The 16480-nt window shown below is 72.9% G+C and carries 19 protein-coding genes and 1 tRNA gene; 14 read left to right on the forward strand and 6 right to left on the reverse strand.

The window, feature by feature from the left end; genetic code table 11:
• Positions 1-158: 158 nt before the first annotated feature.
• From LQK89_RS07105 to LQK89_RS07125, 5 genes are all read left to right on the forward strand, one after another.
• The gene (locus tag LQK89_RS07105; protein WP_174778370.1) at positions 159-1754 is read left to right on the forward strand and encodes a long-chain-fatty-acid--CoA ligase; all 1596 of its coding nucleotides are present in this window, start codon (positions 159-161) and stop codon (positions 1752-1754) included.
• 42 nt (positions 1755-1796) lie between these two features.
• Positions 1797-1869, forward strand: a tRNA-Val gene (locus LQK89_RS07110).
• Positions 1870-2126: 257 nt separating this feature from the next.
• Positions 2127-2273 (forward strand): hypothetical protein, encoded by a 147-nt coding sequence (locus LQK89_RS07115; RefSeq protein WP_175326304.1) that lies wholly within the window; start codon positions 2127-2129, stop codon positions 2271-2273.
• Entirely contained in the window at positions 2270-2431 is a 162-nt protein-coding gene (locus LQK89_RS07120; RefSeq protein WP_175326305.1) for a hypothetical protein, read from the forward strand. Before LQK89_RS07115 ends, LQK89_RS07120 begins: the two co-directional genes overlap by 4 nt.
• A 100-nt stretch (positions 2432-2531) precedes the next feature.
• A complete protein-coding gene (locus LQK89_RS07125) occupies positions 2532-2669 on the forward strand; it encodes a hypothetical protein (RefSeq protein ID WP_174778373.1) in 138 nt (45 codons plus the stop codon).
• Here LQK89_RS07125 and LQK89_RS07130 read toward each other — a convergent pair.
• The 3 genes from LQK89_RS07130 to LQK89_RS07140 form a co-directional block, all read right to left on the reverse strand.
• Positions 2654-3619 (reverse strand): AraC family transcriptional regulator, encoded by a 966-nt coding sequence (locus tag LQK89_RS07130; RefSeq protein WP_152999450.1) that lies wholly within the window; start codon positions 3617-3619, stop codon positions 2654-2656. The two genes, LQK89_RS07125 and LQK89_RS07130, sit on opposite strands and share 16 nt — an antisense overlap.
• Before the next feature lie 174 nt (positions 3620-3793).
• On the reverse strand, positions 3794-6061 hold the full coding sequence (katG, locus tag LQK89_RS07135) for a catalase/peroxidase HPI (protein WP_058741374.1): 2268 nt from the start codon (positions 6059-6061) through the stop codon (positions 3794-3796).
• A gap of 248 nt (positions 6062-6309) precedes the next feature.
• Complete coding sequence (locus LQK89_RS07140; protein ID WP_058741366.1) at positions 6310-6774, reverse strand: DUF2231 domain-containing protein; 465 nt, start codon at positions 6772-6774, stop codon at positions 6310-6312.
• 160 nt (positions 6775-6934) lie between these two features.
• Between LQK89_RS07140 and LQK89_RS07145 the strand changes: the two genes are divergently transcribed.
• The 7 genes from LQK89_RS07145 to LQK89_RS07175 all read left to right on the forward strand — a co-directional run bounded on the left by LQK89_RS07145 (position 6935) and on the right by LQK89_RS07175 (position 13277).
• Positions 6935-7684, forward strand: a complete 750-nt coding sequence (locus tag LQK89_RS07145; protein WP_141861271.1) for a VIT1/CCC1 transporter family protein — start codon at positions 6935-6937, stop codon at positions 7682-7684.
• 88 nt (positions 7685-7772) lie between these two features.
• On the forward strand, positions 7773-8453 hold the full coding sequence (locus tag LQK89_RS07150; protein ID WP_058741368.1) for a response regulator transcription factor: 681 nt from the start codon (positions 7773-7775) through the stop codon (positions 8451-8453).
• The gene (locus tag LQK89_RS07155; RefSeq protein WP_231050583.1) at positions 8450-9886 is read left to right on the forward strand and encodes an ATP-binding protein; all 1437 of its coding nucleotides are present in this window, start codon (positions 8450-8452) and stop codon (positions 9884-9886) included. Before LQK89_RS07150 ends, LQK89_RS07155 begins: the two co-directional genes overlap by 4 nt.
• Positions 9887-10022: 136 nt before the next feature.
• The gene (locus LQK89_RS07160; RefSeq protein WP_231050584.1) at positions 10023-11462 is read left to right on the forward strand and encodes a ferredoxin reductase family protein; all 1440 of its coding nucleotides are present in this window, start codon (positions 10023-10025) and stop codon (positions 11460-11462) included.
• Positions 11459-11995 carry an FMN-binding protein gene (locus LQK89_RS07165; protein ID WP_231050585.1) on the forward strand — a complete coding sequence of 179 codons (537 nt, stop codon included), beginning with the start codon at positions 11459-11461 and terminating at the stop codon, positions 11993-11995. The genes LQK89_RS07160 and LQK89_RS07165 overlap by 4 nt, the downstream gene beginning before the upstream one ends.
• Positions 11992-12765 carry an FAD:protein FMN transferase gene (locus tag LQK89_RS07170; RefSeq protein WP_231050586.1) on the forward strand — a complete coding sequence of 258 codons (774 nt, stop codon included), beginning with the start codon at positions 11992-11994 and terminating at the stop codon, positions 12763-12765. Before LQK89_RS07165 ends, LQK89_RS07170 begins: the two co-directional genes overlap by 4 nt.
• A gap of 98 nt (positions 12766-12863) precedes the next feature.
• On the forward strand, positions 12864-13277 hold the full coding sequence (locus LQK89_RS07175) for a VOC family protein (RefSeq protein ID WP_208745586.1): 414 nt from the start codon (positions 12864-12866) through the stop codon (positions 13275-13277).
• 130 nt (positions 13278-13407) lie between these two features.
• Here the strand turns inward: LQK89_RS07175 and LQK89_RS07180 are convergent, their stop codons facing one another.
• From LQK89_RS07180 to LQK89_RS07190, 3 genes are all read right to left on the reverse strand, one after another.
• Entirely contained in the window at positions 13408-13548 is a 141-nt protein-coding gene (locus LQK89_RS07180) for a hypothetical protein (RefSeq protein WP_167510052.1), read from the reverse strand.
• A gap of 61 nt (positions 13549-13609) precedes the next feature.
• Positions 13610-14515: an SDR family oxidoreductase gene (locus LQK89_RS07185; RefSeq protein WP_231050587.1), complete on the reverse strand. Its 906-nt coding sequence runs from the start codon at positions 14513-14515 to the stop codon at positions 13610-13612.
• Positions 14512-15735: a zinc-dependent alcohol dehydrogenase gene (locus tag LQK89_RS07190; RefSeq protein WP_231050588.1), complete on the reverse strand. Its 1224-nt coding sequence runs from the start codon at positions 15733-15735 to the stop codon at positions 14512-14514. Before LQK89_RS07190 ends, LQK89_RS07185 begins: the two co-directional genes overlap by 4 nt.
• A gap of 151 nt (positions 15736-15886) precedes the next feature.
• Here LQK89_RS07190 and LQK89_RS07195 point away from each other — a divergent pair, with 151 nt between their 5' ends.
• Both LQK89_RS07195 and LQK89_RS07200 read left to right on the forward strand, forming a co-directional pair.
• Positions 15887-16228 carry a DUF3140 domain-containing protein gene (locus LQK89_RS07195; protein WP_058743218.1) on the forward strand — a complete coding sequence of 114 codons (342 nt, stop codon included), beginning with the start codon at positions 15887-15889 and terminating at the stop codon, positions 16226-16228.
• 23 nt (positions 16229-16251) lie between these two features.
• Positions 16252-16461 carry a hypothetical protein gene (locus tag LQK89_RS07200; RefSeq protein WP_114850926.1) on the forward strand — a complete coding sequence of 70 codons (210 nt, stop codon included), beginning with the start codon at positions 16252-16254 and terminating at the stop codon, positions 16459-16461.
• Positions 16462-16480: the final 19 nt, after the last annotated feature.

Genomic DNA, 16480 nt, shown 5'->3' on the forward strand with positions numbered 1-16480 from the left:
CAGCCGCGCCCGCACCGGGGTACAGGCGCACGGCCCCGTCGGAGCCGGCAGGCCCCGACCGAGCCGGCCGGGCGCTCCCGGCGGGGCGCACGGACGCCGCCCGCGGCCGGGACGTAGGCTCCGTCGTGAGCAGTCGTCACACGAGACGGAAGGTCGGCATGACCAGCACCACCGAGCACCCCGCGTCCAGCACCGCCGCCGGGACGCGCACCACGCAGGCGACCGCGTCCGTCGCCGCGATCCTCGCCGAGTCCGCGAGCCGCTACCCCGACGACGTCGCCGTCATCGTGGGTGACCGCCGGACCACCTACGCCGAGCTGTGGGCCGAGACGCTCGGCTACGCGGGTGCGCTCCGCGCCCGCGGCGTCGCCGAGGGCGACCGCGTCGCCATGCTCGTCCCGAACGTCGCCGACTTCGCCCGCGTCTACTACGCCACGCTCGCGCTCGGCGCGGTCGTCGTCCCCGTGCACGCACTGCTCAAGCGGAAGGAGATCGAGTACGTGCTCCGCGACAGCGGCGCGCGACTGCTGGTCTGCGCCGCCCCGCTCCTCGCCGAGGGCGCCGCCGGCGCCGACCTCGCCGGTGTCGACGTGGTCACCGTGCTCGCACCGGCGGACTCCGCGGACGGCCACGACCGACTGGAGGCACTGGCCGGGTCGAGCGAGCCCCTCACCACCTACGTGCCCCGGGACCCGTTCGACACGGCCACGATCCTGTACACGAGCGGCACGACCGGGCGCCCCAAGGGCGCCGAGGGGTCGCACTTCGCGCTCCTCGAGCAGGTCAACACGAACCTGATGAGCACGTTCGACATGCACCGCGGCGACGTGCTGCTCGGGGCGCTCCCGTTGTTCCACACCTTCGGGCAGACCTGCACCATGAACACCGGCTTCCGCGCCGGCGCAACGATCGTGATGCTGCCGAAGTTCGACGGCGACGCCGCACTCGCCGCCATGGTCGAGCACGGCTGCGAGATCTTCATGGGCGTCCCCACGATGTACATGGCGCTCCTCGACGCGGCCGCCCGCAGCGAGGCCCGCCCGGCCCTGCGCTACGCGATCTCCGGTGGCGCGTCGCTCCCGCTCGCCGTGCTCGAGAAGTTCCAGCAGGTGTACGACGCGCCGATCCACGAGGGCTACGGCCTGACCGAGACCTCGCCCGTCGCGTCCTTCAACCACGTCGGCACCGCGCCGCATCCCGGGACGATCGGGACGCCGATCTGGGGCGTCGACATCGAGATCGCCGACCCCGAGGTCACCGACGCGGTCCGGTTCATGCCGAACGGGGAGATCGGCGAGCTCGTGATCCGCGGGCACAACCTGATGAACGGGTACCTGAACCGCCCGGAGGACACCGCCGCCGTGATGGTGGACGGGTGGTTCCGCACCGGCGACCTCGGCACGAAGGGCGACGACGGGTACCTGACGATCGTCGACCGGACGAAGGACATGATCATCCGGAACGGCTACAACGTGTACCCGCGGCAGGTCGAAGAGGTCCTCGCGTCGCACCCCGACGTGACCATGGCCGCCGTGTTCGGGATCCCGCACGAGGTGCACGGGCAGGAGGTCGCCGCGGCCGTGGTCCTGCGTGACGGAGCGACCGTCACCACGGACGAGCTCATCCACTTCGTCGCCGACGAGATCGCCGTCTACAAGTACCCGCGGGTCGTGCACGTCCTCGACGCGCTCCCGCTCGGGCCGAGCGGGAAGGTGCTCAAGCGGGAGCTCGTCGACCGGTTCGGGGACGCCTGACGTCTCGGCAGCGCTGACCGGTCCCGGTAGGATCGGCGGCAGGGGCCTTTAGCTCAGCTGGTAGAGCGCCACGTTTACACCGTGGATGTCGTCGGTTCGATCCCGGCAGGGCCCACTGGTGCGCGACCGGCGCCGGCCGAGTCTCGGGCGGTGCGACGAGTCTCGCACCCGGGTACGCGGAACTCGTCGCTGGGGCCGAGACTCGGTGCGGGAGCCGGCCGATCGGTGAGCGGCGATGCGGGACACCGATCCGTCCGCGTGCTGCGCTCCGCGTCGGCCGCCATCCGGTTCCCGAACGTAGTTAGGCAAACTAACCTCGAGGCGTCATGCTGGTGACGAGCGCTCCCCGGCGCAGCAGTGAGGCGGCCCGACATGGAACCGACGACGATCCCCGCGATCCACGTCGCGCACAGCGGTGTGCCGCGCCTCCGGCTGGTCGCCGCGGGGGCGACGGCCTTCGCTCTCGCCCTGGCCACCGCCGCCGCCTCGGTCCTCGTCGTCGTCCTGGTGCCGGCGTGACCGAGCACGAGCACCCGGTGGACCCCCGGTCGCAGGCGGTCGAGTGGCACCGCCGCGGGATGAGCCACCCGGACGAGATCGCGGCGATGGTCCTGCGGCGTCTGCACGAGGACGTGCCGGTCGAACCGACGTACGGCGACTTCTTCGTCGCGCCCTGACCGCAGAACGTCCGCCGCGCGGCACGCCCGACGCGGAGCGCGCGCCGCGCCGGGTGGACGGATCGCTAGGCGATCTAGCGAATTCGCCTAGGGTGGCACGGTGCCCTCCCAGCAGCCCGGACCACACGACCACGACCACCGGCGGTTCGTGGACGACTTCGTCAACTCGCTCGCACCCGTCGAGTCCGTCGACGACGACCATCCGGAGGACGAGCGGCCCGGTCAACCGAGGCGCTGAACCCGTCGGAGCGTCTCGGACGGTCGCTCCCCGAACGACTCTGCGTAGAACGCGGCGAACCGACCCAGGTGCGCGAACCCCCACGCGCCCGCCGTGGCCGCGACGGTCGTGGTCGTCGGGTCGCCGGCCACCAGCTGCGCCCGCACCCGGTGCAGCCGGACCTGGCGGAGGAACGCCATCGGTGTGGTGTCGGCGTGCCGTTGGAAGGTCGCCTGCAGGGCGCGGGCCTTGACCCCCGCAGCGCGCGCGACGTCGGTCCCGGTGATCGGCCGGTGTGCGTTCGCGATCATCCACTCCTGCGCGAACCGCATCGTCGCCGGGCCCTCGAACAGGGCGACGTCGACCGTCGGCGCGGCGTCGTACGCGTCGACGACCGACTCGGCGACGAGCATGTTGAGGGCCGCACGGCGGTCCCGGTCGGTACCGGGGTCGAGGAGCTCCGGCGCGGCGGCACGGATGAGGCCACGGAGGTGTTCGAGGTGCGCGGCATCCGTCGTGCTGGTGAACGTCAGGGGGCCGGGCACGGTGGCGCGACGGGCCGCGGCGACGGACTCGAGGAAGCCGCTGTCGAACCGGATGAGGTGCTGCGTGGTGGGGAGTGCCTCGAACGCGAAGTCGCGTCCGACCGGGTACATCACCGGGACGCCGGGCTGCATCTGCAGGGGGTCGCGGGACGCCGAGTCGAGCGTCAGCCCGGGAGCCGTCGCCCAGGCGAGCACGTACCCGGTGCCCTGCCCGACCGTGCCCCAGCGGTTCGCGCCCACGGACGAGGTGCCGACCGTGACCTCGTCGTCGCCGACGGCTCGGTAGCGCCAGGAGAACCCGTCGGGCACCGCGCGCCCGACGTTGATGTCCGGGCTGTCGTAGACGCGCTCGTAGAACGCGACCGCCTCGTCGATCGAGGTACTGCGGCGGTCGACGTCGTGCGGGAGCGCGGCATCGGTGGGCATGCCCTCCACATTCTGCCGGTCTCCACCGACGGTCGATGCCCCACACCGGGGGCGAGTGCGGACGGTGGATGGTGACCGGCTGACGGACGGGAGGCGCGGTGCCGGCTGGCACCGCGCCTCCCGTCCGTCACGCGGTCGCGCCACGTGCCCGGCTCGCGCCGCTGCGTCGACGGCTCACGCCGCCATCGGTCCGTACCGGCGGTGCCCCTTGACGTCGTACCGGTCGAGCATCATGACCTTGTCCCACGCCGCGACGAAGTCGCGGACGAACCGCTCGTGTCCGTCGCTGCCCGCGTAGGCGTCGACGATCGAGCGCAGCTGCGCGTTCGAGCCGAAGAGCAGGTCGGCGCGGGACGCCGTCCAGCGCTCCTCACCGGTGCCCTGCACCGTGCCGGTGAACGTCGTCTCGGTGTCGTCGGTCTTCGTCCACACCAGGTCGGTGTCCGTCAGGTTCACGAAGAAGTCCGTCGTGAGCGCCCCGACCCGGTCGGTCAGGACGCCGGTCGACGAGCCGTCCCAGTTCGCCCCGAGGACGCGGAGCCCGCCCGTCAGGACCGTCCACTCGGGCGCGGTGAGCGTCATGAGGTTCGCGCGGTCGAGGAAGACGGCCTCCGGCGCGACCCCGGGGGCGAAGTCCGCGAAGCGTTCCGAGACGTGGTTGCGGAACCCGTCGGCGACCGGGCGGAGCCACTCGAACATCTCGACGTCGGTCTGCTCCTGCGTCGCGTCCACCCGGCCCGGGGTGAAGGGCACGGTGACCTCGACGCCGGCGGCGCGTGCGGCGTCCTCGACACCGACGCAGCCGGCGAGGACGACGAGGTCGGCGAGGGACACGTGGCCACCGCCGCGGGCGAAGTCGGCCTGGACGCCGCGGAGCGCCTCGACGACGGGGACGGTCCGGCGGTTCACCGGCCAGTCCTTCTGCGGCGCGAGGGCGATCCGGCCGCCGTTCGCACCGCCGCGCTTGTCGCTGTCGCGGTAGGTCGACGCGGCGGAGTACGCGGTGACGACGAGGTCCGAGGCGGAGATCCCGGTGTCGCGGACCGCCTGGCGGAGCGTGTCGAGGTCGGCCTCGCCGAGGGGCGCGCCCGTCGCGTCGGGGAGCGGGTCCTGCCAGAGCAGCTCGTCGGAGATCGTCGTCTCCGGGCCGAGGTAGCGGTGCTTCGGCCCCATGTCGCGGTGCGTCAGCTTGTACCAGGCCTTCGAGAACGCGGTCGTGAACAGGTCGAAGTCGGCGAGGAACCGCTCGCAGACCTCGCGGTAGGCCGGGTCGACCTTCAGCGCGAGGTCCGACGTCATCATCATGAGCGCGTGGGTCTCGCCGGGCACGTGGGCGTCCGGCGTGCGCGGGGCGTCCGCGTCGACGGGCGTCCACTGGAGGGCACCGGCGGGGCTGCGGGTCTGCTCCCACTCGTGGCCGAACAGGTTCTCGAGGTAGCTGTTGTCCCAGCGGGTGGGGTCCTGCGTCCAGCTGCCCTCGATGCCGTTCGTCGAGGTGTCCTTGCCGTTGCCGGCGCCCTGCGGGTTGTGCCAGCCGAGCCCCATCGACTCGATGGGTGCGAGTTCCGGCGACGGCCCGATCTTCGCCGCGGGCACCATGCCGTGGCTCTTGCCGAACGCGTGGCCACCGGCGATCAGGGCGACGGTCTCCTCGTCGTTCATCGCCATCCGCGTGAACGTGATCCGGATGTCCCGGGCGGAGCCGAGCGGGTCGCCGTTCGCGTACGGGCCCTCGGGGTTCACGTAGATGAGCGCCTGGTGCGACGCGGCCAGCGGGCTCTGCAGGTCGTAGTCTGCGTCGCCGTTCTGCCCGTGCCAGCGCTCGTCACGACTGACCATCTCGTCCATGCTCGTCACGGCGTGCGGGTCCCAGACCTCGGGGCCCCACCAGGTGCCGTCGTCCGGCTCCCACGCGTCGAGGCGTCCGCCGCCGAAGCCGTACGTCGGCAGACCCATCAGCTCGAGGGAGCAGTTGCCGGTCAGGACCATGAGGTCCGCCCAGGACAGGGCGTTGCCGTACTTGTGCTTGATCGGCTGGAGCAGGCGGCGGGACTTGTCGGTGTTGCCGTTGTCCCACCAGCTGCCGATCGGGGCGAACCGCTGCATCGCGGTCCCCGCGCCGCCGCGGCCGTCCGCGATGCGGTAGGTGCCGGCGGCGTGCCACGCCATCCGGATCATCTGCGGGCCGTAGTTGCCGTAGTCGGCGGGCCACCAGTCCACCGAGGTCGTGAGGAGGGTCTTGATGTCGCGCTTGAGTTCCTCGAGGTCGATCGTCGCGAAGGCCGCGGCGTAGTCGAAGTCGGGACCGAGCGGGTCGGCGTCCACACCGTTGCGGTGCAGGAGCTCGACGCGGAGGCGCTGGGGGTACCAGGCCTCGAGGGTCGGCGACTGCCCGAAGGAGCCGCCCAGGTGGTCGCCGCCGGCCGGCAGGGAGCCGGCCATGTGGAAGCTGCAGGTGTCGGTGCCGTCGGCGTCGCGGTGGTCCGCGCCGCCGTGCCCGGCGCCACGGTGGTCCGGGTCGCCGTTGCTGCTGGTCGTGCTGTTCTCGCTCAACGCTGCTCCTGTTCGATGCTGTCCGCGGAACGCGGGGGCCGGTGGTCACGCTTCGCTCCCCGCCTGGGAGGAGCACGGGAGGGGTGCGGTCGGAGGCTGTCAGCCCGTCCAGACCGCCCGGTCGTGCTGGGTGGCTGTCAGCCCTTCCAGACCGACACGGCGCCGGCGTGGCCGATCACGACGACCTCGATGATCGAGCCGATCCCGGCGGCGACGAGCAGCACCGGACCGACGACGCCGACGGCCCGCACGAGCCCGGTGTTCGTCACGCGCGGTGCGGCGAACCGGTGCCACCCCCACCACAGCGTCACGAGCACGAACACCGCGATCGACCACGGCAGCAGTCCGTCCGCGAGCTCGGTGTGCCGTTCGAGCAGGGCGGTCTCCTTCTCGCGGTGCTCGAGCCACTCGCCGGACGACGTCGCCAGGGGCACCGACACCAGGGCGACGAGCGCGATGATCGGCGCACCGACCGCGAGCCACCGTCGGGCGGCGGGCCACGCGGCGACCACGATGGCGCTCAGGGCGGCGACCGGGACCGAGACGGTGGTCAGGTGGACGAGGAGGGGGTGCAGCGGGACGCCGTCGAACTGCCAGTTCACGAGGGGGCCTTCCGGTTCGCGCGCCGGTCCGTCCGACGCCTCGCCCCCAGGCAACCGGCTGTGTCCGCACACCGCCCGCACGACGGGCCGATCAGCGCACTCCGCGATCACTCGAAACCACACACGAACGCGGGCCGCCGGACCTGGTTCACTCGGACCCATGAGCGAACCCGAGCCCCGCGCCGCCGAGCCGTCGGCCGCCGAGCCGCACCCCGGCGAGGCCCACACCGGCGACCTGTCGTCGCGGCTGAACTGGCTCCGCGCCGGTGTCCTCGGCGCGAACGACGGCATCGTGTCCACCGCGTCGATCGTCGTGGGCGTCGCCGGTGCGTCGACGTCCGTGCCGGCGATCGCCACCGCCGGCATCGCGGCCCTGGTCGGCGGTGCGGTGTCGATGGCCCTCGGCGAGTACGTCTCGGTGAGCAGCCAGTCCGACAGCCAGCGCGCGCTGATCGAGAAGGAGCGCCGGGAGCTCGCCGAGGACCCGGACGCCGAGCTCGAGGAACTCACGCGGCTGTGGCAGGACCGCGGGCTCCAGCGGGACACCGCCGAGCGCGTCGCCGCGGAGCTGACCGACCGGGACGCCCTGCGTGCACACCTCACGACGGAGCTCGGCATCGACGAGGACGAGGTCGTGAGCCCCTGGCACGCCGCCGGCGCCTCGGCCGTGGCGTTCTCGGTCGGGGCACTCCTGCCGCTCCTCGCGATCCTGCTGCCGCCCGACGCCGTCCGGGTCCCCGTCACCTTCGTCGTCGTGCTCCTCGCCCTCGCGCTCACCGGGGCGATCGGTGCGAAGATCGGCGGGGGGTCCGTGCCACGGGCGACCATCCGCGTCGTCGTCGGCGGGGCGCTCGCCCTGGCGGCCACGTTCCTGATCGGATCGCTCCTGGGGACGAGCGGCGTCGTCTGACGCCGGCGCCGACCGGCAGCGGCCGGCGGCACCGGCCGACGCCGCCAGCCGCCACCGCAGACGACGGACACCCGGGAGGGGACACACGATGGCGAAGATCCTGGTGGTCGAGGACGACCCCGAGATGGGCACCCTCGTCGAACGCGGCCTCACCGACGAGGGCCACGACGTCACCCTGGTCCGGGACGGCAACGCCGCCCTCGGCCAGGCACTCGCCGAGGACTTCGACGCCGCCGCGATCGACGTCATGCTCCCCGAGATGAGCGGCTTCGAGGTGTGCCGACGACTCCGGGAACTCGGCAAGGACCTGCCCGTCGTGCTCGTCACCGCCCGCGACGCCGTCGACGACCGCGTCTTCGGGCTCGACTCCGGCGCGGACGACTACCTCACCAAGCCGTTCGCCATCGCCGAACTGAACGCCCGCCTCCGCGCACACCTGCGCCGTCGCGCCGCCGGCACCCCCACCGTGGCGCAGGCCGGCGCCGTCCGGCTCGACACCGTCGCCGTGCGCGCGACGGTCCGCGGCCGCGACCTGCCCCTCAGCGTCAAGGAGTTCTCCCTGCTCCGGTTCCTCATCCAGGGCAGCCCGGAACCCCGGAGCCGTACGGCCGTGCTCGAGGAGGTCTGGGGGAGCGCCGAGCACTTCGACCCGACGATCGTCGACCAGTACGTCAGCTACGTCCGCAAGAAGCTCGCCGCCGCCGATGCGGACGTCGCCATCCGCACGGTGCGCGGTGTCGGCTACGCCCTGGACGTGCACCACCCGTGAGGCGCTGGCTCCTCCGCCGCAGCATCCGGACGCGCATCACCCTGGGCAGCGTCGCGGTCGGCCTCGTCGTCCTGTCCGCCGCCTCCGTCGCGCTGCACCACCAGGTCCGGACGGCCACCGAGGACACCGACCGCTCGCTCGCCGCGAGCGACCTGGCACCGTTCGTCCAGGACCTCCGGCAGAACCCGGACGAACTGCCCGACGAACCCACACGCGGCGTGCTGGTCGGCATCCGAGCCGACGGCCGCTGGGTGGTCGACACGCTCCCGCGGGGCGTCCGGGAGGCACTGCCCACCACCGCGGGCACGTCCGGTCCCACGGACGGTCGGCCCCAGGACGACGGGGACGGCGACCGGGACCGGGACCGGGACGGCAGCGGAGACGGGGACGGCGACCGCGCGGCGACCCGCGAGGTCCGCGCCGACGGCCGCACGTACGTCGTCGCCGGTCAGCAGGTCGGTGACACCGTCGTCTGGGCGGCACGGGACACCCGCCCCGGGCAGGAGACCATCCGCCGCGTCGACCGTTCGCTCGTCGTCGGCACCCTGCTCGCCGTCGCCGCGTTCGCCGGCACCGCCTGGGTCCTCACCGGGCTCGCCCTCCGTCCGGTCGCCCGGATGCGCCGCCGCGCCGAGGACCTCGGCGACGGGGGAGCGGACGGACACCTGCCCGTCGGACCCGCCGAGGACGAACTCGCCGCCCTCGCCCGGACCCTCAACCGCTTCGTCGACCGGCAGCACGAGAACGCCGCCCGGGAACGCCGCATGGTCTCCGATGCCGCCCACGAGCTCCGCACACCGCTCGCCGCCCTCACCGCGCGACTCGAGCTCGCCCACCGGCACAGCGGGGACGCGCCCGCCCTCGAGGGCGACCTGACCGCCGCCGAACGCGACGCCGCCCGACTGTCGGCGCTCGCCGCGTCGCTCCTCGAGCTCAGCCGGCTCGACGACGGGGCCGATGAGCACGTGACCTCGACGGCGGACGAGCTGGTCTCCGAGCTGATGGCGTCCGTCGACCGCGCCCGCGCCCTGCCCGAGGCGGTCACCACCGAGGTCGACTTCGTCACCGCGGTGCCGGACGGTGACGCCCGGTACGCCATCGGTCGGTCGGCGTTCGCCCGGGTGGTCGACAACCTCACCGCGAACGCCCTCGCCGCGGCGACGGGCGGCTCGGTGCAGGTCGACCTCGCGCAGCGCGACGACGAGCTCGTGCTCCGGGTGCTCGACGACGGACCCGGTGTGCCGGACGCGTTCCTGCCGCACGCCTTCGAGCGGTTCGCCCGGGCGGACGCGTCGCGGAACAGCGCCCTGGGCGGCAGCGGTCTCGGGCTCGCGCTCGTCCGGGGCACCGCCGAGCGCGCCGGCGGTTCGGCGACGCTGCGCAACCGGGAGACCGGCGGTGCCGCGGCCGAGGTGCGGCTGCCGCGGCGCTGACCAGGAGCTCCGACCCGCAGCCGTTCTCAGAGCACTCGAGATCTCGAACGAAGTCCGGGTCCCGTTCCGAGGTCCCTGCGAGGTCGCGCTCCGATGCTGTGAGGGACCCGAACCCCCGCTGGACAGGAGCGACCCGATGATCGACACCGCGCGGCCGACCACCCGCCGCACCCCGCTCGACCGGCCGCCGGCCCCCGAACCGCTGCCCGTCGCGGCCGAGCGCCGCCGTGCCGCCACCCGTCGACGCCTGCGCGGGGTCGACCTGCTGACCGTGCTGACCTGGCTGTCCGCAGCCGTGGCGGTCACGCTCTGGCTCGCGACCCCGGGGTCGCACACCGTCGCCGGCATCGGTGGCTGGCTCGAGGCCGGCGGGATCGTCGCGGGACTGATCGGGACCGACCTCGTGCTCGTCATGCTGGTCCTGGCCGCACGGGTGCCGGTCATCGACCGCCTGATCGGGCAGGACGTGGCGATCGCGCACCACCGGGCGCTCGGCAAGCCGGTCCTGTACCTGCTGCTCGCGCACGGTGCGCTGCTGACGCTCGGCTACGGCATCGGCGACGGCACGGGCCCGATCGCCGAGACCGTCGCGCTGTTCGGCTCGCAGGACATGCCGCTGGCCTACCTGTCGATCGGCCTGTTCGTCGTCGTGGTCGGCACCTCGATCGTCGCGGTCCGCCGTCGGCTGCCGTACGAGGCCTGGCACGTGATCCACCTGCTCAGCTACGCGGCGGTGCTCGTCGCGTTCCCGCACATGACCACCGGCAGCGTCCTCGGTGCGGGCAGCTGGCAGCGGGCCTACTGGATCGCGCTGTACGTCGCCGCGTTCGGACTCGTCGCCCTGTACCGGTTCGTGCTGCCCGTCGTCGTGACCTTCCGGCACCGCATCCGGGTGGTCGGCGTCGAACCGATCGCTCCGGGGGTCGTCTCCATCCACATGGCCGGCCGGGACCTCGACGCACTCGGCGCGCACGGCGGCCAGTACGGCGTCTGGCGCTTCTGGAGCCGGCAGACCTGGTGGCACGCCCACCCGGTGTCGTTCTCCGCGGTCCCGAGCCGGAACGGCGCCCGCATCACGGTGCGCGACCTCGGCGCGGGGTCCGCGCGGCTCGGCCGCATCCGCCCGGGCACGGCCGTCTCGCTCGAGGGGCCGTACGGGCTCTTCACGAAGCAGGCACGGTCCGCGCCGAAGCTCGCGCTCGTGGCCTCGGGCATCGGCATCACCCCGATCCGTGCCCTGCTCGAGGACGCCGACCTGCGTCCGGGCGAGGCGACGGTGCTCCTCCGTGGCTCCGACAGCGACCAGCAGTACCTGTGGGAGGAGACCGCCGAGCTCGCCCGTCGCACCGGCAGTCGTGTGTACGGCATGGTCGGGCCGCGTGCCCGGTCGGCCGAGAGCTGGATGACCGAGGACGACCTGCGTCGCGGGGTGCACCTGCGGAGCGTGTTCCCCGACCTGCTCGACTCCGACCTGTACGTCTGCGGCCCGCAGGTCTGGACGGACCTCGTCGTGGCCGAGGCCCGCGCGGCCGGCGTCCCCGAGCACCGCATCCACCAGGAACGGTTCGCCTCGTGACCGCCGTGCGGACCCGCGGGGTCGTCATCGGCGCGCTGTCCTCCGTCGCGGTGCTCGCCATCGGGTGGCAGCTCGGCGGCCAGCCCGCCCAGGTCGCCGCGTCGGGCACCACGGCCGGGACGAACTCCGGCACCACGAGCGGCACGAGCGGGACGGGCGCGACGGGAGCCACCGGGACCGGTGGCACGACCGCCACCGCCCCGGCCACCACCGCCCCGTCCGCCGGCGGCGGCAGCGCGTCCGGCGGCAGCGGCGCGTCCGGCACCTACACCGGCACCGCCGCCGAGACCCGCTACGGCCCCGTGCAGGTCCGGGTGACCGTCAGCGGAGGGAAACTGACCGACGTCCAGGCCCTGCAGCTCACGAACCGGGACGGCCGGTCGGTCGCGATCAGCCAGCAGGCCGCGCCGATCCTCCGGCAGGAGGCCCTGCAGGCGCAGTCCGCGACGATCCAGGCGGTCAGCGGTGCGACCTACACGAGCGAGGGCTACACGACCTCGCTGCAGTCCGCCCTCGACCAGGCGGGCCTGTGAGCCGCGTCGACCGGCCCGCGGCCGACACCGCCGTGCGGACCTTCGAGACGATGGGCACGGTCGTGAGCCTCCGCGGCGCCGACGCCCCGACCGCCCTCGCCGTCCGGGACGTCTTCGTCGCGTACGACCGCCGGTACAGCCTGTACGACCCGGACTCCGCGCTCAGCCGGATCGCCGCCGGGACGCTCCGGCTCGCGGCCGCACCGCAGGACGTCCGCGACACCTACGCGCTCGCCCTCGACTGGCGCGAGCGGACGCACGGTGCCTTCACCCCGCACCGACCGGACGGCGTACTCGACCTGTCCGGGGTCGTGAAGGCCCTCGCGATCCGCGACGCCGGCGCCGTCCTCGACGCCGTCTCCCGGGCGGGGTCCGCCGACTGGATGCTCGCCGTCGGCGGTGACGTGCTCGCGAGCGGGACGCAGGGCGACGACCCCTGGCAGGTCGGCGTCGTCGATCCGCTCGACCGTACGCGGGTCGTCGGCGTGGTCCCGCTCGGCGACGACCGTCGGGCGGTCGCGACCTCCGGCACCGCCGAGCGCGGCGAACACGTCTGGCGCCGGGCCGAGCCGGTGTTCCGGCAGGTCACCGTCGTCGCGTCGGACATCGTCACCGCGGACGTCCTGGCCACCGCGGTCCTCGCGGGCGACGAGCACGACCTCGCCTCGGTGACCGAAGACGGCTCGGTCGACGTCCTGGCCTCCGGGGTGGACGGCCGTGTGTGGGCGACCCCTGGCGCCTCCGCGTACGTCACCGCCGCCGCGGCCTGACCGACGGCGCTGCCCGAGAGACTTCCGCGGCAGGCCGGGACCTGCCAGCATGGTGCCCACCGGACGACGACGTCCGCCCGACCCGGAGGGAACCACCCGTGTCCGTCACGCTCAACCCGTACATCGGCTTCCGCGACCAGGCCCGCGACGCCCTCGGCTTCTACCACGCGGTCTTCGGCGGCGAACTGAAGACGATGACCTTCGCTGAGGGCGGCATGGTCCAGGACCCGGCGGACGCCGACAAGGTCATGCACGGTCAGATCGAGGCCGACGACCTGACGCTCATGGCGTCGGACTCGCCGTCGAGCATGCCCGCCCCGACCGAGAGCAACATCTCCGTCTCGCTGAGCGGCGACGACGAGGCCCGGCTCACCGGCTACTGGGAGGGCCTGTCGGACGGTGCGACCGTCATCGAGCCGCTGACGAAGGCCCCGTGGGGCGACACCTTCGGGATGCTCACCGACCGCTTCGGGGTCACCTGGCTCGTCAACATCAGCGGCGTCCCCGCCTGACGCGCGCCGGTCCACAGGCGGCACCGGCAGACGGACGGGAGGCGCGGTGCCAGCTGGCACCGCGCCTCCCGTCCGTCGTCCAGTACCGACCGCCGGTCAGTGCTGTCCGTTGATCAGTGCTGTCCGTTGATCAGTGCTGTCCGTTGATCTGGCCGAGCCAGCGACCGAAGGTCGTCTGCGGCTCGTCGTGCAGCACGCGCAGCGTGGTGGTGGTCGGGTTCCAGCGGCGCTCGGTGTCGACGCCGTTCCCCTTGTGGAGGTCGAGGGTCATGATGTGCTCCTTCGCATGTCGGTGGATGGTTCGACGCCGGAGGGGGCTCCGGCATTCCCGGTCAGGGGGTGACCATGCCGCCGTTGACGTTGAGGGTCTCGCCGACGACGTAGCTCGACTCCTGCGAGGCGAGGAACACGTAGGCGGGGGCGAGCTCGGCGGGCTGCGCGGCGCGGCCCATCGGTGACTCGCTGCTGCCGAACTCGGGCAGCGACTCGGGGTCGACACCACCGCTCGGCTGCAGGACGGTCCAGGTGGGCCCCGGAGCGACGACGTTCACGCGGATCCCGCGCTCCACGAGGAGCTGCGAGAGCCCCTTCGAGAAGTTGTTGATCGCGCCCTTCGACGCGGCGTAGTCGAGCCGGTCCGGCGCGGGCTTGTACGCCTCCATCGACGCGGTCGTCGTGATCGTCGACCCGGGCTCGAGGTGCGGCAGTGCGGCCTTGACGAGCCGGAACAGCCCGAACACGTTGACGTCGAACGTCGCCTCGAACTGCTCGTCGGTCAGGTCGAGCAGGTCCGGCTGCCAGCGCTGCTTGCCCGCCACGCTGACGACGGTGTCGATGCCGCCGAGCTCCGCGACCGCCCGCTCGACGAGTTGCCCGGCGTACGCCTTGTCCCGGAGGTCACCGGGCACCGTCACGGCACGACGACCGGCCGCCTCGACCTGCTCGACCACGTGGTCGGCGTCCGACTGCTCCTCGGGCAGGTAGGCCAGGACGACGTCGGCGCCCTCGCGGGCGAAGGCGATCGCAACGGCCGCGCCGATGCCGGAGTCGCCGCCGGTGATCACCGCACGGCGACCCTCCAGGCGTCCGGTGCCCCGGTAGGAGTCTTCACCGAGGTCCGGCACGGGCGTCATCGCGGACTGCAGGCCCGGCTCGTCCTGGGTCTGCGGCTCCGGCGAGACGTCGGGGTAACGCGTCCGCGGGTCCCCGAACGCGTACTGGTCGATCGGCCCGGTCACTCGGCGACCTCCAGCTCGACCTTGACCCAGCCCGGCTCGCGACGGTCGAAGGCCTCGTACGCCTCGATCGCCGAACCGACCGGCTCGTGCTCGGTGATGAGCGCCGTCGGGTCGAACTGCCCCGACGCCACGAGGTCGATGAGCGGCGGCGTCACCGAGTGGTGGTCGCAGTTGCCCATCCGGATCGTCAGGTTCTTGTTCATAGCCTGCCCGATCGGGTAGCGCTCCGCCGTCGGGCCGTACACGCCGATGATGCCGATCCGGCCGTACTTCGCGACCGAGGCCACGGCCCACTGCGCGACCTGCGACGGACCGTCGCCGGGCTTCCACTGCTCGAGGTCGCCGAAGCCGTCCGGGGACGCGTCCGGCGCGACCTGCTGGACCTCGGCGTCGAACTGCGCGGCCTGCTCGTCGGACACCGCCGCCGGGCCGCGCTTCGGGCGCTCGGCGTCGACCCCGACGGCGTCGATCACGGCGTCCGCGCCGATGCCGTTCGTCAGGTCCATGATCGCCTGCACGGGGTCCTCGCGGTTGTAGTCGACCACTTCGCAGTGCTGCGCGAGGGCTGCCGCGAGCCGGGTCTCGTCCCCGTCGACGACGATCACGCGACCGGCGCCGAGCTTGTACGCCGACGCCGCGACGAACTGCCCGACGATGCCGGCGCCGAAGACCACGACGACGTCGCCGCGGGTGACCCCGGCGAGCTCGGCGCCGAACCAGCCGGTCGGGAAGATGTCCGACAGCAGGATGGCCTGCTCGTCGCTGACGTTCTCGGGCAGCGGGTGCATGGTGTTCCGCGCGTACGGGACCCGGACGTACTCGGCCTGCAGACCGTTCACCGGGCCGGTCGACTGCGGGCCGCCGAAGAAGCTCGTGCCGGCCTGCGGACCGTTCGGGTTCGCGACGTCGCACTGGGCGGTCTTGCCCATCCGGCAGTACCGGCAGGCGCCGCAGGAGATCGTCGAGTTGATCACGACGCGGTCACCGGGGCTGAAGCCGCGCACCGCGTCGCCGACCTCGGTGACGACGCCGACGGCCTCGTGGCCGAGGATCGTGCCCTCCTCCATCGGGGCCATGGTCCCGCGGACGAAGTGCAGGTCCGTGCCGCAGATCGCACTCCGGGTGATCCGGACGATCGCGTCCTCCGGATGCTGGATGGTGGGCTCGGGGACGTCGTCGAGTCGGATGTCGCCGATCCCGTGCCAGACCACTGCGCGCATGCTGCTCTCGCTTCCTTCTCGGTGGTGGGTTCGGGGGACACACAACCCGTTCGGCCCTGGAAGCACCTGCAGTGGCGTCCGATGTGCGCACCGGTTCGGGGGACAACCGCTCCTGCGTCGTCGCCCAGGCGGCACGGGTTGCGTGACGGCCATGAGCGATGACCAGCACGACGAGCAGCAGACCCGGGACGACTTCGCCGACGCCGTCAACATGACCGCGTCGGAGCTGAAGCGGTGGCTCGACTCCGACGAGTCGAAGGAGGTCGGCCAGAAGCCCGCGAGCGGTGGCGAGTCGACCGGGCACGAGAGCGGCCGGCACATCGTCCGGATCCTCGAGAAGAAGCAGGCCGACTACACCGACGACGACTACGCCCACATGCGGAAGGTCGTCGGGTACGTGGCCCGGCACGGGAAGCAGGAGCCGAAGGGCGACACGCACGACTCGAAGTGGCGGTACTCGCTCATGAACTGGGGCCACGACCCCGAGAAGTGACCGGACTGGGGCAGGATGGAGGCGTGAGCGACTCCGGCATGCCCCGTTTCCGCCGCATCTGGTCGACCATCCAGGTGGGCGTGCTCGCCGCCGCGGTCGTCTTCTGCGTCGTCATGCTCGTGATCGGGCAGGGCAAGCTCGACCGCGTCTACGCGGTCGCCGCGGTGTTCTTCGGCCTGGCCCTCGCGGGACACAGCACCTACCTCTGGTTGCTGGCGCGCCAGCGTCGCTGACGCGACCACCCACCGGACA

This window comes from Curtobacterium sp. C1 (genome assembly GCF_021049325.1).
Lineage (GTDB): Bacteria > Actinomycetota > Actinomycetes > Actinomycetales > Microbacteriaceae > Curtobacterium > Curtobacterium citreum.